This is a genomic window from Cupriavidus basilensis (assembly GCF_000832305.1).
Classification (GTDB): domain Bacteria; phylum Pseudomonadota; class Gammaproteobacteria; order Burkholderiales; family Burkholderiaceae; genus Cupriavidus; species Cupriavidus basilensis_F.
The window spans coordinates 1,389,239-1,408,282 of the sequence record NZ_CP010536.1 but is presented as its reverse complement, the minus strand read 5'-3'; the positions used below and the strand labels follow the sequence as shown (position 1 = coordinate 1,408,282).

At 66.3% G+C, this 19,044-nt stretch carries 19 protein-coding genes and 1 tRNA gene; 12 read left to right on the top strand and 8 right to left on the bottom strand.

Features of this window, described 5'->3' with window-relative positions:
- Positions 1 to 69: 69 nt before the first annotated feature.
- Positions 70 to 612: a gamma carbonic anhydrase family protein gene (locus tag RR42_RS06425; protein ID WP_043344984.1), complete on the bottom strand. Its 543-nt coding sequence runs from the start codon at positions 610 to 612 to the stop codon at positions 70 to 72.
- A gap of 305 nt (positions 613 to 917) precedes the next feature.
- Positions 918 to 1,568: a DsbA family oxidoreductase gene (locus tag RR42_RS06420; protein ID WP_043344982.1), complete on the bottom strand. Its 651-nt coding sequence runs from the start codon at positions 1,566 to 1,568 to the stop codon at positions 918 to 920.
- Positions 1,569 to 1,909: 341 nt separating this feature from the next.
- On the opposite strand from RR42_RS06420, the gene RR42_RS06415 reads away from it, so the two are divergent.
- The 8 genes from RR42_RS06415 to RR42_RS06380 all read left to right on the top strand — a co-directional run bounded on the left by RR42_RS06415 (position 1,910) and on the right by RR42_RS06380 (position 9,285).
- Positions 1,910 to 2,398, top strand: a complete 489-nt coding sequence (locus RR42_RS06415) for a VOC family protein (protein ID WP_043344981.1) — start codon at positions 1,910 to 1,912, stop codon at positions 2,396 to 2,398.
- Positions 2,399 to 2,400: 2 nt separating this feature from the next.
- Positions 2,401 to 3,624, top strand: coding sequence for an FAD binding domain-containing protein (locus tag RR42_RS06410; RefSeq protein WP_043344980.1), 1,224 nt, complete (start codon positions 2,401 to 2,403; stop codon positions 3,622 to 3,624).
- 49 nt (positions 3,625 to 3,673) lie between these two features.
- Positions 3,674 to 4,036: a DUF485 domain-containing protein gene (locus RR42_RS06405; protein WP_043344978.1), complete on the top strand. Its 363-nt coding sequence runs from the start codon at positions 3,674 to 3,676 to the stop codon at positions 4,034 to 4,036.
- Positions 4,033 to 5,673, top strand: a complete 1,641-nt coding sequence (gene actP / locus RR42_RS06400) for a cation/acetate symporter ActP (RefSeq protein WP_043344976.1) — start codon at positions 4,033 to 4,035, stop codon at positions 5,671 to 5,673. Before RR42_RS06405 ends, actP begins: the two co-directional genes overlap by 4 nt.
- Positions 5,674 to 5,881: 208 nt before the next feature.
- Entirely contained in the window at positions 5,882 to 6,478 is a 597-nt protein-coding gene (locus RR42_RS06395; protein ID WP_043344975.1) for a TetR/AcrR family transcriptional regulator, read from the top strand.
- A gap of 45 nt (positions 6,479 to 6,523) precedes the next feature.
- Positions 6,524 to 7,447 carry a LysR family transcriptional regulator gene (locus RR42_RS06390; RefSeq protein ID WP_043344974.1) on the top strand — a complete coding sequence of 308 codons (924 nt, stop codon included), beginning with the start codon at positions 6,524 to 6,526 and terminating at the stop codon, positions 7,445 to 7,447.
- 177 nt (positions 7,448 to 7,624) lie between these two features.
- Complete coding sequence (locus tag RR42_RS06385; RefSeq protein ID WP_043344973.1) at positions 7,625 to 8,737, top strand: alkene reductase; 1,113 nt, start codon at positions 7,625 to 7,627, stop codon at positions 8,735 to 8,737.
- Between the two features lie 155 nt (positions 8,738 to 8,892).
- Positions 8,893 to 9,285, top strand: a complete 393-nt coding sequence (locus RR42_RS06380; protein ID WP_043344972.1) for a hypothetical protein — start codon at positions 8,893 to 8,895, stop codon at positions 9,283 to 9,285.
- A gap of 277 nt (positions 9,286 to 9,562) precedes the next feature.
- On the opposite strand, the gene RR42_RS06375 is transcribed toward RR42_RS06380, so the two are convergent.
- From RR42_RS06375 to cysS, 6 genes are all read right to left on the bottom strand, one after another.
- Positions 9,563 to 9,656, bottom strand: a tRNA-Ser gene (locus RR42_RS06375).
- A gap of 150 nt (positions 9,657 to 9,806) precedes the next feature.
- Positions 9,807 to 11,057, bottom strand: a complete 1,251-nt coding sequence (locus RR42_RS06370; RefSeq protein WP_043344971.1) for an aspartate kinase — start codon at positions 11,055 to 11,057, stop codon at positions 9,807 to 9,809.
- Between the two features lie 140 nt (positions 11,058 to 11,197).
- On the bottom strand, positions 11,198 to 12,664 hold the full coding sequence (gene tilS / locus RR42_RS06365) for a tRNA lysidine(34) synthetase TilS (RefSeq protein WP_419188873.1): 1,467 nt from the start codon (positions 12,662 to 12,664) through the stop codon (positions 11,198 to 11,200).
- Positions 12,630 to 13,601, bottom strand: coding sequence for an acetyl-CoA carboxylase carboxyltransferase subunit alpha (locus RR42_RS06360; RefSeq protein ID WP_043344969.1), 972 nt, complete (start codon positions 13,599 to 13,601; stop codon positions 12,630 to 12,632). Before RR42_RS06360 ends, tilS begins: the two co-directional genes overlap by 35 nt.
- Positions 13,602 to 13,715: 114 nt before the next feature.
- A complete protein-coding gene (locus RR42_RS06355; protein WP_173430674.1) occupies positions 13,716 to 14,654 on the bottom strand; it encodes a DNA-3-methyladenine glycosylase family protein in 939 nt (312 codons plus the stop codon).
- The gene (gene cysS, locus RR42_RS06350) at positions 14,639 to 16,027 is read right to left on the bottom strand and encodes a cysteine--tRNA ligase (RefSeq protein ID WP_043344964.1); all 1,389 of its coding nucleotides are present in this window, start codon (positions 16,025 to 16,027) and stop codon (positions 14,639 to 14,641) included. Before cysS ends, RR42_RS06355 begins: the two co-directional genes overlap by 16 nt.
- 254 nt (positions 16,028 to 16,281) lie before the next feature.
- Here cysS and RR42_RS06345 point away from each other — a divergent pair, with 254 nt between their 5' ends.
- The 4 genes from RR42_RS06345 (at position 16,282) to RR42_RS06330 (ending at position 19,040) form a co-directional block, all read left to right on the top strand.
- The gene (locus tag RR42_RS06345) at positions 16,282 to 16,980 is read left to right on the top strand and encodes a tetratricopeptide repeat protein (RefSeq protein ID WP_043344963.1); all 699 of its coding nucleotides are present in this window, start codon (positions 16,282 to 16,284) and stop codon (positions 16,978 to 16,980) included.
- A 70-nt stretch (positions 16,981 to 17,050) separates the two neighbouring features.
- A complete protein-coding gene (locus RR42_RS06340) occupies positions 17,051 to 17,635 on the top strand; it encodes a peptidylprolyl isomerase (RefSeq protein ID WP_006163145.1) in 585 nt (194 codons plus the stop codon).
- Between the two features lie 32 nt (positions 17,636 to 17,667).
- Entirely contained in the window at positions 17,668 to 18,168 is a 501-nt protein-coding gene (locus RR42_RS06335; protein WP_006163144.1) for a peptidylprolyl isomerase, read from the top strand.
- Positions 18,169 to 18,251: 83 nt separating this feature from the next.
- Positions 18,252 to 19,040 (top strand): UDP-2,3-diacylglucosamine diphosphatase, encoded by a 789-nt coding sequence (locus tag RR42_RS06330; protein WP_043344960.1) that lies wholly within the window; start codon positions 18,252 to 18,254, stop codon positions 19,038 to 19,040.
- The last annotated feature ends 4 nt before the right edge of the window (positions 19,041 to 19,044 follow it).

The window sequence follows — 19,044 nt, the reverse complement described above, 5'->3', positions numbered from 1 at the left end:
CAGGCGATCGGCGATCTGCTTGGGAGAGACGAGCGGCCGGGCTATCCCGCGAACCAGGCGGGCAACCTTTCAACCGCCCGTCAACTCCGCCACGTGCTGGTCCTTCAGCTTGACGTAGTTGGCCGCCGTATAGCGGAAGAAGCCAAGCTCCTTCTCCGTCAACGCCCTCGCCTCTTTCGCCGGACTGCCGACATAGAGATGCCCGCGCTTGAGCACCTTGCCAGGAGGCACCAGGCTGCCGGCGCCGAGGATCACTTCATCCTCGATCACCGCGCCGTCCATCACGATGGTGCCCATGCCGATCAGGATGCGGCTGCCTATCGTGCAGCCATGCAGCAGCGCCTTGTGGCCGATCGTCACGTCGTCGCCGATGGTGAGCGCAAAACCATCGGGATTGAACGGCCCGGCGTGCGTGATGTGCAGCACGCTGCCGTCCTGCACGCTGGTGCGCGCGCCGATGCGAATGCGGTGCATGTCGCCACGAATGGTCACCAGCGGCCAGACGGAGCTGTCCGCGCCGATCTCTACGTCGCCGATCACGACGGCACTGGGGTCGACGAACGCGCGATCGCCGAGTTGGGGGGCCTTGCCCTGGAAGCTGCGAATGGTCACGATAGAAGCCTGGATACGGAAAGTCGCCAATCAAGCGCGCGCTGCGGCGCCCGGATGGCGCCGGGTCAGCGTGGAGCGCGCCGGTTCGAGCATTCTAATCCGCTGGCTGCCTGCATCGCCGCGTCGCGTGATTCGCATGGGCAAGGTGTCAATCCAAGTGCCTGAATTGCGCTGAAGCACGCACGCATTGCGCCAAAGCCTCCCCCATTGCCTGCTTGAACAATGCCGGCTTCCCGAAATGCCGCCCGAGACGCGGTCTCGAAATCTTGCCGTCCTGCTCGATGGCACGCGCTGCGCGCTCACTATCAAATGGCCTCTGCCACGCCCGCCTGCAACGCCTTCCCCATGATCGAAGGCGGCTGCGCCCCGGCTATGACGGCATTGCCGATCCGGATCGTGGGCACGGAGCGCCCCCCCTCGCGCTGCGCCTTGGCCTGCGCCACCTCGACCTGCGCTTCGCCGTCGGTGCCAGACAGGTGGTCCTGTACGGCTTGCGCATCGAAACCAGCCGATACGGCCAGCGGCACGAGTACATCGATCAGGCCGATGTGCTCGCCGCGGGAGAAGTACGCAGCGAAGATGGCATCGAACAACGCTTCCACCATGGCTGCGCCGCCGGTCTGTTGGGCGAAAGCCATCAGCTGGTGCGCAAGCCGGGTGTTGGGCGTGACCGTGATCAGGTCATAGTTGAAATCCAGTCCGGCGCGCCGGCCCATCATCGCCACCTCCACATCCATAGCCTGCGAGCGGGCCCAGCTGCCGAACTTCGCAGTGCGATAGGCCTTGCGGTCGGCGCCTTCCAGCGGCATGGCCGGGTTGAGCTCGTAGGGCACATAGGAAATCGCAGGGGCAACCTCGGTCGACATGCGCCCGATGGCCGTCTTCAGGTTGCGATAGCCGATCCAGCACCACGGGCAAATGAAGTCATAGGTGATCTGGATGTCGACGGGATGCATGACGGCTCCTTGCCTAAGTGATGGAGCCAGCGTAGATGGCGGCCCGTACCAGCGCAATGACATGCCAGCGCAAACCTGCTTTGCTGCCCATGCAACGCTCCTTTGCCCCCGCATGCGTTCTCTGCGGGCCCCGACGCTTCTACGATGCAACACATACACACGTACGCTGGAGCCACACATGAACACCCATGACGCATAGAAGTGGCGCAGCCGGCATGCAGCATTGCGCCGATCAGGGTAAGCCCTCCCCTTTTTCGCTCTTGGCCGTTCTCTTCAGCTGCCCTACAATTTATCACACGATCACTAATCGATCGATCAATAGTAGAGTAACAGAGGCAACCATGACCATCCGCAAGCTCGCGCACTTCTCGATCCGCACCACGGACGTCGAGCAATCCTGCGCTTTCTACGAACGCATTCTCGGCTTCAGGCAAGGCTATCGCCCGCCCTTCGACTTCCCCGGCGCGTGGCTGTACATGGGCGGGGATGAAGGTGACTTCGGCACGGTCCACATCATCGGCGCCGACCCCGGCAACCCCGGCGGGCTGTCCGCCTACCTCGGCGACCGCGCCCCCTCGGCGGCGGGCACCGGCACCCTCGACCACATCGCGTTCCTGGCCACGGGCGTGGCGCAGATGTGGGCGAAGCTGGAAGCCGAGGGCATCCCATGGCGCGACCGCACGGTCCCCAGCCTGGGCCTGCATCAGGTGTTCATCGAGGACCCTTCCGGCGTCACCATCGAACTGAACTACCCCGCCGCCGAGGTGGCGGGCCTTGAAATCCCGGGCAACGGCGCGCGCGCGCCCCACCCCGAAGTGGCAGGAGACTGATCATGACAACCCGATCGACAAGGCCGAAGGCCATCATCGTGGGCGGCTCGCTGGGCGGGCTGTTCGCGGCCAACCTGCTTGCCCGCGGCGGGTGGGAAGTGGAGGTATGCGAGCGCGTTCCCGAAGCCCTTGCCGGGCGCGGCGCAGGCATCGTCACGCACCCGGAATTGTTCGAGGCCCTGGCCGCCGCCGGGGTCGAGGTGGACGACGCCATCGGTGTGCAGGTGAAGTCCCGGCTGACGCTGGGCCAGGACGGCAGCGTGCTGTCGCAGCGTGAGCTGCCGCAAACGCTGACGGCTTGGGGCAAGATGTACCACGTACTGCGATCCGCCTTCACCGGGGGCACCTACCACACGGGCGCCAATGTAGTGTCGGTGCGCAGCGAGCCCGGCCGCGCCGTGGTGATGCTGGACGACGGCTCGATCCATCACGCCGATCTTGTCATCGCCGCGGACGGCTTGCGCTCCGCAATGCGCGAGGACCTGTTGCCCGGGGCCAGGCTCCAGTACGCAGGGTACATCGCCTGGCGCGGCCTGGTGGACGAGACGAGCCTGAGCAAAGCCACGCGCGACATGCTGTTCGAGAAGTTCGCCTTCTGCCTGCCGCCCCGCGAGCAGATCCTCGGCTACCCGGTGGCGGGCCAGGGCAACAGCACCCGGGTTGGCGAGCGCCGCTACAACTTCGTGTGGTACCGCGCCACCAGCGAAGACGTGGACCTGCCCGACCTGCTGACCGACGCCAGCGGCAAGCGCTGGTCCGGCGGCATCCCGCCGGCGCTGATCCGCCCGGACGTGCTTGCCAGCATGGAGCAAGCCGCGCTGGCCAACCTGGCGCCACAGTTCGGCGAGGTCGTGACCAAGGCCGCGCAGCCGCTGTTCCAGCCCATCTTCGACCTTGAGGTGCCGCGCATGGCCTTCGGGCGCGTGGCGCTGCTCGGCGACGCCGCCTTCGTGGCTCGCCCGCACTGCGGCATGGGCGTGACCAAGGCCGCGGGCGACGCCATCGCGCTGGTCAAGGCACTGCAAGCGCATGACAGCGTCAGTGCCGCACTGGAAAGCTACAGCGCCGAGCGCGTGCAGGTGGGCGCGGCCATCGTCCAGCACGCGCGCCACCTCGGCGCCTACATGCAGGCGCAGCTCAAGAACGAGACCGACCGCCATATGGCCGAGCGCTATCGCACGCCGGAAGCCGTGATGCGCGAGACGGCGGTGTCGACGCGCTTCTGAGCGCACCGCCGCACTCCCGCCAGACCCACCGCCCCCAACGGAGACAACCTTGGAACACACCGCCCCCACCTTTGCCGCAGCCGCCCGCGAAAGCGCCGCGCTCGCTGCGCCCCCACCGAATCCCCTGCTCGCCGATCCGGCATTCCAGTCCCTGGTAAGCGCGCGGCGCAGGTTCGCGTGGGCCCTGACCGCCATCATGCTGGCGGTGTACTTCGGCTACATCCTCACGCTCGCCTTCCGGCCCGCGCTGCTGGGCCGGCAACTGACCCTGGGCCAGCCCATGAGCGTGGGCATTCCCGTGGGCTTCGGCATGTTCGCGCTGACCTTCCTGCTGGTTGCGGTGTATGTGCATCGCACCAACACCGTGTACGACCAGCGGATCAGCGAAATCAAGCAAGGGGCAGCAAAATGAAGCAAGCCAACCTCTGCGCCATCGGCGCGGCCCTATTGCTCACCGCCTTGCCAGCCTTTGCGGCGCCGGGCTCGGTGGGCCAGGGCATGAACGTCATCGCCATCGCCATGTTCCTGATGTTCGTCGCCGCCACGCTCGTGGTCACGCGCTGGGCGGCCAGGAGCAACCACAGCGTGGCCGACCACTATGCGGCGGGCGGCAAGATCACCGCCCTGCAGAACGGCTGGGCGATTGCCGGCGATTACATGTCGGCGGCCTCCCTGCTGGGCATCTCCGCGCTGGTCTTCACCAGCGGCTACGACGGCCTGATCTACTCCATCGGCTTTCTCGCCAGCTGGCCGATCATCCTGTTCCTGATCGCCGAGCCACTGCGCAACCTGGGCCGCTTCACGCTGGCGGACGTGGTCTCCTACCGCCTGCGGCAGCGCCCCATCCGCGCATTTTCCGCGTCCAGCTCCATTGTCATCGTGCTGCTGTACCTGGTGTCGCAGATGGTGGGGGCCGGCAAGCTGGTGGAGCTGCTGTTCGGCTTCAGCTACACGGCGGCGGTCGTGCTGGTCGGCGTGTTGATGGTGGTCTATGTGTTCTTCGGCGGCATGCTGGCCACCACCTGGATCCAGATCATCAAGGCGGTGCTGCTGCTGGCGGGCGCCGCTTTCATGGCATTCATGGTCATGAGCCGCTTCGGCTTCAGCCTGAATGCGCTGTTCGCGCAGGCCATCGAGGCCCACGGCAAGCACGCGGCCATCATGCGCCCGGGCGGTCTGGTCTCCGATCCCGTCTCGGCGGTATCGCTCGGCCTGGCGCTGATCTTCGGCACCGCCGGCCTGCCACATATCCTGATGCGCTTCTTCACCGTTGGCGACGTCAAGGCGGCACGCAAGAGCATCCTGTACGCCACCGGCATCGTCGGCATCGGCTACGCGCTGATCATCATCATCGGCTTCGGCACCATCGCGCTGGTCGCCAGCGATCCGGCCTACCACACACCTGCCGGCGCGGTGATCGGCGGCGTCAACATGGTGGCCGTGCACCTGGCCCATGCCGTCGGCGGCAACCTGTTCCTCGGCTTCATCTGCGCGGTGGCGTTCTCGACCATCCTGGCCGTGGTGGCGGGGCTGACGCTGGCCGGCTCCTCCGCCATCTCGCACGACCTCTATGCCAAGGTTCTGCGCCAGGGCAACGCCACCGACAAGGAGGAGATGCGCGTCTCCCGGATGACCACGCTCGTGCTGGGCGTACTGTCTATCCTGCTGGGCATCCTGTTCGAGAAGCAGACCATTGCCTTTATCGTCAGCCTGACCTTTTCGATCGCCGCCAGCTCGAATTTCCCGGTGCTGCTGCTGTCGATCTACTGGCGCGGACTGACCACGCGGGGCGCTGTGGTGGGCGGCTCTCTTGGTTTGCTGAGCGCGGTGGTGCTGACGGTGCTGAGCCCGACCGTGTGGGTGCAGGTGCTTGGCCATGCGCGCGCCATCTACCCCTACGAATATCCGGCGCTGTTCTCCATGCTGGTGGCCTTTGCCGGCATTTACGTGTTCTCGGTCACCGACCGGTCAGCGCGCGGTGCGCGCGAACGCGGCGCCTTCAACAATCAGCTGGTCGATTGCGAGCTCGGGCTGGTCAAGCCGCAGTAGGTCCCGTGTCCTGTGCTGCCGGCCCCACGGCCGGCAGCCCGGCCGCGCCTCGCAATTTATCACCCGATTGGTACAATGCCGCGAACGCTCCGCACGGGACGTGCCTGTCACAGGTGAACGAATGAAACGAGACGCAACGCCGCCGGAGACCCCAGCCCCGGCCAAGACCGCGAAACGGCTGCTCCCCGAAGAGCGGGAGCAACAGATCGTGCAGAAGGCCATCGAGCACTTCACGCGCAACGGATTCTCCGGCAGCACACGCGATCTCGCCAAGCAGATTGGCGTCACCCAGCCCTTGCTGTACCGCTACTTCTCCAGCAAGGAGGCGCTGATCGACCGGGTCTACAGCGAAGTGTTCCAATGGCGGCCCGACTGGGAACGCCAGATCGCCGATCGCGCCACGCCGCTGACCGAACGGCTGTATGCGTTCTACCTCGACTATGCGTCCGTGATCCTGCGCGAGGAATGGATCCGGGTCTTCATCTTTGCCGGCCTCACGCGCGAAGGCATCAACAACAAGTACCTCAACAAGCTGCGCAGCAAGGTCTTCCTGCCCGTGCTGGCCGAGGTTCGCGCCGCGTACGGCATCCCGGAGCCGCGCAATGCGGCCGAGCTGGAAGCCGAGGTCGAGTTGATCTGGGGCCTGCACGCGGCCATCTTCTATCTCGGCGTGCGCAAATGGGTCTATGGCCTCAAGGTGCCCGCGGACATCGGCGCCGTGATCCGCCGCAAGGTGGACATGTTTCTCCACGGTGCGCCTGCCGTCATGCGCTCCCTGCGCGCGCCCGACAAGCCCGGCAACTGAGCCCCTGCAGGGATAGACGGCACTCTTACCGCTGGAGTCCTACCTATGGACAAGCTGCTGGCATTGAAGCTGTTCGTCGAGACGGTCGACGCCAAGGGGTTCTCCTCCGCCGCGCGCCGGGTCAACCTGGCCACGTCATCGGTGACCCGCATGATGGACAGCCTGGAGGAGGAGCTGGGCACCGTGCTGCTGAACCGGTCGACACGGCAGGTGACGGTGTCCGAGGCCGGCGCGGCCTATTACCAACGGGCGCGCAAGATCCTCGACGCGGTGGCGGAAGCCGACGCGCTGATCGCCGACCGTGGCGATACGCCGGTGGGCCAGCTTCGCGTGTCGCTGCCGGTGGCGTTCGGGCGCCGCTGCATTGCGCCGTTCCTCGGCAGCCTGATCGCGCAGTATCCGAAGCTGGAACTGGAAGTCACGCTGACCGACGAGATTGTCGACCTGCTTGGCGAACGCATCGATCTATCCATCCGCCTGGGCAGCGCCGCGTCGCTCGACGAAGTGGTGGCGCGTCAGATCGGCACGTTCCGGCGCAGGGTGGTGGCAAGTCCTGGCTATCTGCAGCAGCGCGGCATCCCCACCGCGCCGGCGGAGCTGGCCGGGCACGCGTGCCTGCGCTTCACGTACGGCGCGGGCCAGCAGATGTGGACCTTGCTGCGCGGCACCGAGGAAATCCAGGTGCCCGTTCCGGGCACCTTCAAGAGCAACAACGCCGAAGTGCTGCGCGAACTGGCGCTGGCCGACGGCGGCATCGCCCTGCTGCCCGACTGGCTGGTCGACGACGATATCCAGAGCGGACGGCTGACCGCGCTCCTGGAAGACTGGACCGTCAACCCCAACCGCGCCAGCTCGGCCATCTCCGCGCTTTACCTGCCCAACCAGCGCGGCTCGCGGCGCATCGCCGCCTTTCTCGACTTTCTCTCGCGGATTCCCGGGCCGACCGGCCGGAGCGAAGCAGGCGGCTGACGCCTCCACCCCGTCCCCCATCCCCTTGCCGCCAGCGCAACGCAACGTTGCGCTGTAGCCCGATTCTCCGGCGACGGGTTAGCACCTAACCTTCAGGTCAGCTCTTTTCGAGACAGCCAGCGCAGCGCGAAGGCAAGCCTGCTGCCGCCGACCCATCGCACCTGACGGAGAACCACCGTGACCCACCATCTCTTCACCCCCGTTCGCCTCGGCAACCATACCCTGGCGCATCGCGTTGCCATGGCGCCGCTGACGCGCTCACGCGCCGGCCAGCCCGGTAACGTCCCCACCGACATGAATGTCGAGTACTACCGGCAGCGTGCCGGCGCGGCGCTGATCGTCACCGAAGCCACGCAGATCTCGCAGCAGGGGCAGGGCTACGCCTGGACACCGGGCATCCATAGCGAGGCGCAAATCCAGGGATGGCAAGCGGTCAGCGACGCCGTGCATGGGCAAGGCGGCGTCATCTTCATGCAACTGTGGCACGTCGGCCGCGTCTCGCACCCGGTGTTCCAGCCCGGCGGCGCGCTGCCAGTGGCGCCCAGCGCCCTGCCCGTCCCCGGCAAGACCTTCATTATCGACGCGCAGGGCAACGGCGCCTGGGGCGACGTGCCTGTGCCACAGGCGCTGACCCTGGCCGGCATCCACGATATCGTGTCCGACTACCGGCACGCCGCCCGCAACGCCATGGCTGCCGGCATGGACGGCGTGGAGATCCACGCGGGCAACGGCTACCTGCTCGACCAGTTCATCAACTCCAACAGCAACCAGCGCGACGACGCCTACGGCGGCAGCATCAAGAACAGGGCACGGCTGCTGCTGGAGGTGGTGGACGCAATCGCGGCGGAGGTCGGGCCCGCGCGCGTTGCCGTGCGGCTGACGCCCATGGGGCGCTTCATGGGCATGGGAGATGCGTCGCCCGAAGAAACCTTCGGCTACATCGTGCGCCAGCTCGACACCCGGGGCCTGGCCTACCTGCACCTGGTCGAGCCGGCCATGGTCGGCACCGTCAAGGAGGAGCACGCCGATCCCCGCTGGGACGCGATCATCCAGCAATTGCGCGCGGCCTACCGCGGCGTGCTGATGCTGGCGGGCGGCTACGGCCGCGACACCGCCGAACACGCGCTCGCCAGCGGCCGCGCCGACATCATTGCCTTCGGCCGCCCGTTCATCGCCAATCCCGATCTGCCCGCCCGGCTGCGCGGCGGCCTGCCCTTGAACGCACCAGATGCCACGTCATTCTTCGGCGGCGGTGCCGCAGGCTACACCGATTATCCAGCTGCGGCGTGAATGCGGGTGGCCGGTAGGCGAACGGCGCGCTCGGCCGGGTCGCGCACCTCCCGCCCGCGCCATCGCGCCGGCACACCACCCTCTCACACTTTGGTTTGGGCGTCACAGACCACCCGTCTGATTGTTGCCGCTCAACACGGCTCCTACCATGCGAGTTGAGCCGCGCCTACCCGCCGCTGCCAAAGGTCCCGACGCATGGAGTGCGCGCCTCGGGCCTCTATCGAAACAAGGATGCCCGCAATGAACCGGCATCGACTCCCGATCCCTTCCTGCAGCTGATCCAGGACTACGCAGCGCCCCGCATGCGCTTTGGCCGCGCCGTGCTGCTAGGCGATGCCACCTTCGTGGTGCGTCCGCATACCGGCGCGGGCGCGGGCAAGGCGGCAGCCAATGCCGTGGCCCTGGCGCGCGCGCTGCAGGCCGGCGGGGAGCGCATCGACGACGCACTCGCGGTGTGGGATCGAAGCCAGTGGGCCGTGGACAGGCGCCTGGCCCAGTGGGGCATCTCGCTCGGCCGGCGCATCATGGGCGTGATGCAGCCTGACTGACCGGCGCGATCGATTCGTGCGCGGTCGATGGCCCGGTCCTTGACGCTGAAGCGGCGCAAGATCTCTCGCTTGCCAACGACGCCATGCGGTCCATCGGCACGCGCTTGCGCAGGTCGTGGATGCCGTCTCGGCGGGCGAGGTACATGCTGGCTCCCGGTCAGTCTGTGTCAGATACACATGCGCACACACGCGGGAGCAGCAATGAAACGGGGAGCACAAAAAACAAAACCCCGGAAGACCGCAATCTTCCGGGGTTCCGCCGCCAATACTGATGTAGTGGCGGAGACGGAGGGATTCGAACCCTCGATCCAGGTTTTGGCCCGGATGCTCCCTTAGCAGGGGAGTGCCTTCGACCTCTCGGCCACGTCTCCCAAATCTGCCGTTGTGTGAGGGAGGCCACACAACGAAGCGCGTATTCTATCGGTCAGATTTCAATTGGTCAACGGTGATTCGATGACTAATTGAAAAAACTTGCACAGCCCGTTAGAAGCGCAGACCGCACGCGGCCTGCCTTGCATGGATCACGCCTGATCCAGCTCGAACACCTTATGCAGCGCGCGCACGGCGAGCTCCATGTACTTCTCGTCGATCAGCACCGAGATCTTGATTTCCGACGTGGAGATCATCTGGATGTTGATGCCTTCTTCGGACAGCGTGCGGAACATCTTGCTGGCGATGCCGACGTGCGAGCGCATGCCCACGCCGACGACCGAGACCTTCGACACCTTCGGGTCGCCCGATACGCTGGCGGCGCCGATGTGCGCCTTCACGCTATCGTTGAGGATGGCAAGCGCGCGCTGGTATTCGCCGCGCGGCACGGTGAAGGTGAAGTCGGTCTTGCCGTCGACGGACTGATTCTGGATGATCATGTCGACGTCGATGTTGGCGTCGGCCACCGGGCCCAGGATCTGGTATGCGATGCCGGGCTTGTCGGGCACGCCCAGGACGGTGATCTTCGCCTCGTCACGGGCAAAGGCGATGCCGGAGATGACGGCTGCTTCCATTTCAGAATTTTCCTCAAAAGTGATCAGCGTGCCCGAGTGCATTTCTTGCTCGAGGGGCATCAGGGGGTCGGTGAGCGACGACAGCACGCGGGTCTTCACGCGGTACTTGCCGGCGAATTCCACCGAGCGGATCTGCAGCACCTTGGAGCCCAGGCTGGCCATTTCCAGCATTTCCTCGAAGGTGATCTGGTCCAGGCGGCGAGCGTCTTCCACCACGCGCGGATCGGTGGTGTAGACCCCGTCCACGTCGGTGTAGATCAGGCATTCCTCAGCCTCGATGGCAGCGGCGATCGCCACGGCCGAGGTATCGGAACCACCGCGGCCAAGCGTGGTGATGTTGCCGTTGTCGTCGATGCCCTGGAAGCCCGTGACCACCACCACGCGCCCGGCGTCGAGATCGGCCAGGATGCGCTCGTCATCGATGGACTCGATGCGGGCCTTGGTATGGGACGAGTCGGTCTTCACCGGCACTTGCCAGCCGGTGTAGCTGATCGCGTCGACGCCCTCGCTTTGCAGCGCAATCGCGAGCAACGCGGAACTGGCTTGCTCGCCGGTGGCGGCCAGCATATCCAGCTCGCGCGGGCTCGGCTGCGCCGAAATTTCCTTGGCAAGGCCAAGCAAGCGATTGGTCTCGCCTGACATGGCCGAAGGCACCACGACTACGCGGTGACCTGCACGATGCCATTTGGCAACGCGCTTGGCGACATTCTTGATGCGTTCCGGAGAACCCATCGAAGTGCCACCGTATTTGTGAACGATGAGAGCCATCTGTTTGTCGACACCAGCGATTGTGCAAACCCTTGAAAATACACGAAGGGGAGCCCCAAGGCAAGGTGTGGGCGGCTCGGACGACGGCCACGCAAGTGGCGCGCGAGGAATATTGCGGGCGGAAAGCGGCCTGCCGAGGCTTACTCGGCGGCTGCGCCCTGCCCGGGCGATGCGACCGGCTCGACCCACTCGACCCATTCGACACGCCAGCGCGGCGCGGCCGGCGCATCCGGCCAGCGCCGGTGCATGCCAAGGCCCGCCGCGAACACGAGCTGATCGCCCGACCACAGCAGCGGCAGCCGCGCACGCCGCGCCATCGGCACGCCAGCCTCCTGGTAGGCCTGCTTGAGCGCGCGCGCGGGTCCGCCCGGGCGCAGCACGATGCGCTCGCCGCCTTGGCGCGCGGCGAGGCGCAGGGGCCGGTGCAGCATCGCCTCCGGCAGGCCGAAGGTATCGTCGCGCGTAAAGCGCAACTCACCGTGCCAGGCAGGCACGGCCAGGCGTGCCTCGCCCTGCCAGTGCAGCGCCAGGTCTTCAGACTCGATGGCCGGCCCCGCGCGGCGGGCCAGCACGCGCCCCCTGAAGCGATGCAACATCAAGGTCTCGTGCTGGATGGCAGGCTCGCCGCCTTCATGCTCGATCAGTTGCGCGCGCATGGCGGACAGCCGCGCGGTGGACGGGGCCTGCGTGCCAAGCTCGCGCAGCCACAGCCGCAGCACGGCGTCGGCCTCGGCCGGCGGCAGCGCGCGCAGTCCGGCAAGATCGAGTTCAGCCAGCGTGCTGGCATCGCGTGGCGTGCGCACCAGCCCCGCCATCCATTGCGTAGCCAGCGCGTCGAGCAATTCGCCGGCCTGCGCCAGGTGAGCAGCAGCTTGCGCCACGTTGGCGCGCAACGCGGGAAACGCCGCGGCCAGCGCGGGCATGTGCTGCCGCAGCGCGTTGCGGGCGAATCGGGAATCGTCATTGGAAGGATCATCGATCCAGGGGAGCGCATTCACGGCGCAGTACGCATCGATGTCGTCGCGACCGACGTCGAGCCACGGGCGCAGCAAGACGATCTGCTGCCTCGCCCCGAGCCTGCGCAGGCTCGGCATGCCGCCAAGCCCGGCCAGCCCGGCGCCACGGAACAGGCGCAGCAGCACCGTCTCGACCTGGTCGTCCAGGTGATGGGCAAACAGCAGCAACTCCGCCCCGGCCTCGTCGCACATGGCTTCGAGCGCAGCGTAGCGCGCGCGGCGCGCCGCCGCCTCCAGCCCTTCGCCCCGCCCCTGGCTGACCGAGACACGCTGGCTGTAAAACGGCAGTTGCCAGTCGGCGCACAGCGTCGCGCAGAACACGTCCCACTTGTCCGCCTCAGCCTGCAGGCCATGATGCACATGCAGCGCCACCACGCGCAGCGGCAGCGACGACGCCACCACCGCCGCACGCAGCGCGTGCAGCAGCGCGACCGAATCGCGTCCGCCGGAGAGTGCCACCGCCACCGTGCCTGCCCGTGCGCCGCCGCCAGAAACAACAAAGGCCGCACCGGCCTGAAGCGCCTGTGCGACCTTGTCGGTCAAGCCGGCGGACGGGTCAGCCCGGTGCGCCGGTTTCCTTGAACTTGCCATAAGCCAGCAGACGCTCATTGCGACGCGCTTGCAACTCCTTCACGCTCATGCCCTGGAACTGGCGCAGCGAATCGGCCAGCGAACGCTTGAGCATGGCGGCCATGCCCTTGACGTCGCGGTGCGCGCCGCCCAGCGGCTCGCTGACGATCTTGTCGATCAGGCCAAGCGCCTTGAGACGGTGCGCGGTCAGGCCGAGGGCTTCGGCAGCTTCCGGCGCCTTCTCGGCGGTCTTCCACAGGATGGAAGCGCAGCCTTCCGGCGAGATCACGGCGTAGGTGGCGAACTGCAGCATCTGCACCACGTCACCCACGGCAATCGCCAGTGCGCCGCCCGAGCCGCCTTCGCCGATGATGGTGGCGATCAGGGGCACCTTGAGGCCCGCCATCACGTAGAGATTGTGACCGATGGCTTCGGACTGGCCGCGCTCTTCGGCGTCGATGCCGGGGAATGCACCCGGGGTGTCGACGAAGGTGAAGATCGGCAGGCCGAACTTGTCGGCCAACTCCATCAGGCGCTTGGCCTTGCGGTAGCCCTCGGGCTTGGGCATGCCAAAGTTGCGCATCGCGCGCTCTTTGGTGTCGCGTCCCTTCTGGTGACCGATCACCATGCACGCCTGCCCGTTGAAGCGGGCCAGGCCGCCCACGATGGAGAGATCGTCGGCAAAGTTGCGGTCGCCGTGCAGTTCGTGGAAGTCGGTGAAGATCTCCCGCACATAGTCCAGCGTGTAAGGACGCTGCGGGTGCCGGGCGATCTGTGCCACCTGCCATGGGGTCAGGTTGGCGTAGATGTCCTTGGTAAGCTGCTGGCTCTTGCCGGCCAGCCGCGAAATCTCTTCGGAGATATCGACAGCCGAATCGTCCTGCACAAATCGCAGTTCTTCGATCTTTGCCTCGAGTTCGGCAATCGGCTGCTCAAAATCTAGGAAGGTGGTTTTCATGAGACTCGCGTACCTGTCTGTGAAGGAGCGCATTCTACCGGAATTCGCCCACTAAACCGCAAGTCTGCGGATGCAGTCTCGCGCACTTCCATGCAAATTTTGCTGCCTTCCAGCCTAATACGTCACAGGCAGGGGATCAAGACTGCGCCACATGTACCAGGTGGCGACGGTGCGCCAGGGCTCCCAGTTGGCCGCCACCTCGCGCGCCTCGCTGCGCGTGACGGGCTCGCCACTGAAATAATTTGCCGAGATGGCGTTGATCAACCCGACGTCATCGAGCGGCAGCACATTGGGCCGCATCAGGTTGAACATCAGGAACATTTCGGCGGTCCAGCGGCCAATGCCGCGGATCTGCGTCAGCTCCGCGATGACGGCTTCGTCATCCATCTCGGTCCAGCTATTCACATGCACGCGCCCTGCCTTGAAATGCTCGGCAAGGTCGACGATGTATTCCGCCTTGCGGCGCGACAGGCCGCAGGCGGCCAGGTTGTCGTGCCCCGCCTTGAGCATCTGCGCCGGCGTGAGCTTGGGACAAACCGCCACCAGCCGCTCCCACACCGTCTGCGCGGCCTTCACCGAGATCTGCTGGCCCACCACGGAGCGGGCCAGCGTGATGAACGGGTCGCCGCGCGAGATCAGGTGCGCGGGGCCGTAGGTGGGGATCATCTTGCGCAGGATGCGGTCGCGCTTCATCAGGTCGGCGCAGGCCTCGTCCCAATAAGCCGGACGCACGGCATCCACCACCGTTTCGACCGGCAGGGGCAGCGCCTCGGCTTGCGGCAGCACGGGCGCCTTGGCCGCGCGCGTGCCGGTCTTGAGGGCGGGCTTGCCGTCCGCCTTGAGCACCGGGCCAGGTGACTTGCCGGCAGCCTTGGCGGCCGCTTTCACAGGCCTGGCAACTTTCGCCGCCGGGCTCGCCTTCGGCGGCTTTGCAGGCAGCTTCACGGGCGCCGGCGGCTTGGCCGCGGGCTTGGCCTTGGTGGTCGCAGCAGTCTTGGACGGCGCCGCGGGCGTCGCCGTCTTGCGCACGGCAGCGTTCAAGCGCGCCTCCACTCGGTAGCACCGCCGGGCTTGTCCTCGAGAACCACGCCGCCCGCCAGCAACTCGGCACGGATGCGGTCGGCTTCGGCAAAATTGCGCTCGGCCTTGGCCTGCTTGCGCGCCGCGATCAGCCCCTCGATCTGCTCCGGCTCCAGGCCATCGGCCGGCTTGCCGCCTTGCAGGAACGCATGGGCGTCGCGCCCGAGCAGGCCCAGCGTGGCGGCCAGGCCCTTGAGCTGGCGCGCCATCGCGCCGGAGCCGGTGCGATTGACTTCGCCCGCCAGGTCGAACAGCACGGCCATGGCGATCGGCGTATTGAAGTCATCGCCCATTGCATCGACAAAGCGCCGCGCATGCGCCTCTTCCCAGTCCAGCGGCAGGACATCGGGCTGCACGTCCTTGAGCGCCGTGTACAGGCGCGTCAGCGAGTGACGAGCGTCTTCCAGGTGGACATTGCTGTAGTGCAGCGGGCTGCGGTAGTGCGCGCGCAGGATGAAGAAGCGCACCACCTCGGCGTCGTACTCCTTGAGCACATCGCGGATGGTGAAGAAGTTGCCGAGCGACTTCGACATCTTCTCGTCGTTGATGCGCACGAAGCCGTTGTGCATCCACAGGTTGACGAACGTCTTGCCGCTCGCGCCCTCGGACTGCGCGATCTCGTTCTCGTGGTGCGGGAACTGCAGGTCGGCGCCACCGCCGTGGATGTCGAAATGCTCGCCCAGCAAGGCGCAGCTCATCGCCGAGCACTCGATATGCCAGCCCGGGCGGCCCGAGCCCCACTTGGAATCCCACTTGCTTTCGGCGGGCTCGCTTTCCTTGGCGGACTTCCACAGGACGAAGTCGAGCGGATCGTGCTTGGCTTCGTTGGTGGCCACGCGCTCGCCGGCGCGCAGGTCCTCCAGCGACTTGCCCGACAGGCGGCCGTAGTTGGGAAACTTGCGCACGGCGTAGTTCACGTCGCCATCGCTGGCGTGGTAGGCCAGGCCGCGGGCTTCGAGCTTGCTGATGATGTCGAGCATCTGCGGCACGTAGTCGGTGGCGCGCGGCTCATGGTCCGGGCGCTGGATGCCGAGCGCGTCGGCGTCTTCGTGCATGTAGCGGATGAAGCGGTCGGTCAGCGCGCCGATGGTCTCGCCATTCTCCGCGGCGCGGCGAATGATCTTGTCATCGATGTCGGTGATGTTCTGTACATACGTCACGTCGTAGCCGGCGGTGCGCAGCCAGCGCTGCACCATGTCGAATACCACCATCACGCGCGCATGGCCGACGTGGCAATAGTCGTACACCGTCATGCCGCAGACATACATGCGTACACGGCCGGGTTCGATTGGCACGAAAGGCTGCTTTTCACGCGCGAGCGTGTTGTAGATATTCAGAGGATGCATGAAACGAGGTGAATGGATGAGGGATTGGCGCCATTGTCGCGCCATTCGCGAGACCGGCAACTTGCGCCAACGCAAAGCCTGGCGCGACCCATATCTTACCGGAAGCGCCCGAGCGCGGCAGGCCGTCGCCCGCCTTGCACCTCGCCACGGCCAAGCCGGCTCGGGCCGGGCCAGCGCAGGCCGGCGCGCCGATACCCGGGCCGGCATGGCCGCGCTTTGCTAGAATGCCGCGGAGTATAACGGACCGCCCTTACATGAGCCTGTTCCTGCCCACCCTAGCAACCGTGTCATCCCAGCCCGCGCGCCAACGCATTGCGGCCGCCTCATTCGCCCTGGCGGCGATCCTGGCAGGCCTCCTTGCCGTAGCGGGGCCTGCGCGCGCGCAGAACGGTCCGCTATCGCTCGCGGTGCCGGCCACGACACCAGGCGGCGTGCGCTCGGCCGACCCTGGCATGGCGGACGCCGAGAAGGCGGCGGCGCATCAGCAATACGGCGAGGCCATCGACCGCTTCGACCGCGTGCTGGCCACCAACCCGCGCAATGCCCAGGCACGCTTCGAGCGGGCCTGGGCCCTGGCCCAGGCCGGGCGCGAGGACGAGGCCATCGCGGCGCTGCAATCCATGGCCCAGGACTTCCCTGAGTTGCCCGAACCGCACAACAACCTGGCGCTGCTGTACGCCAAGCGCGGGGACTTGAAGCGCGCCGAAGCGGAATTGCTGATCGCGATCGATGTCAAACCCGATTTCGCCGTGGGCTATGCCAACCTTGGCGACGTCTACCGCCGCCTGGCCGAGAATGCCTACCGCAATGCACTGCGGCGCAATCCCAAGGATGCGGGCGCCGCTGCCAGCCTCAAGCAATTGCAGCCTGTCGAGGCCATCCAGCCGCCGGCAGACGGCGCCCGAGGGCCAGGCGCGGCAGCCAGCAAGCCGGCCACGGCGCCCAAGCCTTAAATACCTTGCCCAACGGGCCGGGCCGCTACCCTGCCAGGCCCTATCGTTTCCCCGATCCACGGAGTCAAGCATGATCTTTTCGCGTCGCCTAGTCCTTGCCGGCATCGCCGCCGCAGCCATGGCGCTCTCGCCGCTGGCCGCGCAGGCACAGCAGACGAAAACCGAACGGGTGCAGTTCGTCACCAGCGCCGGCAAGTTCACGCTCGAGGTTTATCCGGACGCCGCGCCCAAGACTGTCGCGAACTTCATGGAGTACGTGAAGAGCGGCTTCTATAGCGGTACCATCTTCCACCGCGTGATCAATGGCTTCATGGTGCAAGGCGGTGGCTTTGACCGCGACATGAAGCAAAAGCCCACGCGCGCGGCGATCCCGCTGGAAGCCCAGAACGGGCTGAAGAACAAGGCCGGCACGGTGGCCATGGCGCGCACCAGCGATCCGAACTCCGCCACCGCCCAGTTCTTCATCAATGTGGTGGATAATTCGAGTCTCGACTATCCGTCGCCGGACGGTAACGGCTATGCCGTGTTCGGCAAGGTGGTGGAAGGCATGGATACCGTCGACAAGATGAAGAACGCGCCCACCACCTCGTATGGCCCGATGCGTAATGTGCCGGCCACGCCGATCGTGATCGAGTCGGCTACTGTCGTCAAATAACCGCCGAACAAACACCGAACAAAGGAACGCAAATGTCCAAGGTAGAACTCCACACCAACCAGGGTGTCATCACCATCGAACTCGACGCTGAAAAGGCACCGAAGTCGGTTGAGAACTTCCTGTCGTATGTGCGCAAGGGCCACTACGACAACACCATTTTTCACCGCGTGATCAAGAACTTCATGATCCAGGGCGGCGGCTTCGAGCCCGGCATGAAGCAAAAGGGCACCGATGCCCCGATCGAGAACGAAGCCGGCAACGGCCTGAAGAACGATCGCTACACGGTTGCCATGGCGCGTACCAACGCACCGCACTCGGCCACCGCGCAGTTCTTCATCAACGCGGTCGACAATGACTTCCTGAACTTCACCTCGCCGACCCCGCAAGGCTTCGGCTACGCCGTGTTCGGCAAGGTGACCGACGGCTCCGACGTGGTCGAGAAAATCAAGGGCGTGCGTACCGGCAGCGCTGGCTTCCACCAGGACGTGCCGCTCGAAGACGTGGTCATCGAAAAGGCCGTGGTGGTCGAATAAGCCACGGGCCATCACCGGGACACGTTCCACCGGGCCCCGCGGGGTCGCTCCATGCCGTCAGGCCAGCATCTCTTTCCAACAGCATGACTGTGACCCCATCCACGCCGGCGGCCGGCGCCCTTGCGGTGCCTGCGCCGGCGTGGTTCATTTCCGACCTGCATCTCACCCCCGGCATGCCGCGCACGCTGGCCTCCTTCGAGCACGTGCTCGAACGCGCGGCGCAAGAGGCGCGCGCCCTGTTCATCCTGGGTGATTTTTTCGAATTCTGGGTTGGCGACGAAGAAACCGACAGCCCCTTCGCGGCGCAGGTGGCCGCCAGGCTGCGCCAGCTTGCCGAACGCGGCGTCCAGGTCTACCTGATGCACGGCAACCGCGACTTCCTGCTGGGGCAGCGTTTTGCGCGCGCCGCTGGCGCCACCTTGCTGCCCGACCCCACCGTGATCGACTGCGCTGGCCAGCGCGTGGTGCTCAGCCACGGTGACATGCTGTGCACCGACGATGAGCGCTATATGCGGTTTCGCCACTGGACCCGCAAGCGCTGGGTGCAGCGGGTATTCCTGTCGCTGCCGTTGACGCTGCGGCTGCGCGTGGCGCGCCGCCTGCGCGCCGATAGCGAAGCGGGCCGCACGCAGGCCCGCCGCGACGCACCGCCAGACTACGGCGACACCACGCCGCAAGCCGTGGCCGCGCTATTGCGCGCCAGCCAGGCGCCGGCCCTGGTGCATGGCCATACGCACCGCCCCGCCCGGCACGAGAGCCCGGAAGGCGTGCGCTGGGTGCTGACCGACTGGGACCTCGACGGCAAGCGGCCGCGCGCCGCCGTGCTGCAACTTGACGCGGGCGGATTCAGTGTGCTACCGCAAGTAAGCTGACGCC

Excerpts from the sequence above, each read along its gene's own strand:
- RR42_RS06390 (WP_043344974.1), top strand. The coding sequence starts at position 6,524 with ATGGACAAGCTGCTGGCATTGAAGCTGTTCGTCGAGACGGTCGACGCC.
- RR42_RS06360 (WP_043344969.1), bottom strand. The coding sequence starts at position 13,601 with ATGAAAACCACCTTCCTAGATTTTGAGCAGCCGATTGCCGAACTCGAG.
- cysS (WP_043344964.1), bottom strand. The coding sequence starts at position 16,027 with ATGCATCCTCTGAATATCTACAACACGCTCGCGCGTGAAAAGCAGCCT.
- RR42_RS06415 (WP_043344981.1), top strand. The coding sequence starts at position 1,910 with ATGACCATCCGCAAGCTCGCGCACTTCTCGATCCGCACCACGGACGTC.
- RR42_RS06370 (WP_043344971.1), bottom strand. The coding sequence starts at position 11,057 with ATGGCTCTCATCGTTCACAAATACGGTGGCACTTCGATGGGTTCTCCG.
- tilS (WP_419188873.1), bottom strand. The coding sequence starts at position 12,664 with ATGGCAAGTTCAAGGAAACCGGCGCACCGGGCTGACCCGTCCGCCGGC.
- RR42_RS06340 (WP_006163145.1), top strand. The coding sequence starts at position 17,051 with ATGATCTTTTCGCGTCGCCTAGTCCTTGCCGGCATCGCCGCCGCAGCC.
- RR42_RS06345 (WP_043344963.1), top strand. The coding sequence starts at position 16,282 with ATGAGCCTGTTCCTGCCCACCCTAGCAACCGTGTCATCCCAGCCCGCG.
- RR42_RS06410 (WP_043344980.1), top strand. The coding sequence starts at position 2,401 with ATGACAACCCGATCGACAAGGCCGAAGGCCATCATCGTGGGCGGCTCG.
- RR42_RS06335 (WP_006163144.1), top strand. The coding sequence starts at position 17,668 with ATGTCCAAGGTAGAACTCCACACCAACCAGGGTGTCATCACCATCGAA.
- RR42_RS06420 (WP_043344982.1), bottom strand. The coding sequence starts at position 1,568 with ATGCATCCCGTCGACATCCAGATCACCTATGACTTCATTTGCCCGTGG.
- actP (WP_043344976.1), top strand. The coding sequence starts at position 4,033 with ATGAAGCAAGCCAACCTCTGCGCCATCGGCGCGGCCCTATTGCTCACC.
- RR42_RS06330 (WP_043344960.1), top strand. The coding sequence starts at position 18,252 with ATGACTGTGACCCCATCCACGCCGGCGGCCGGCGCCCTTGCGGTGCCT.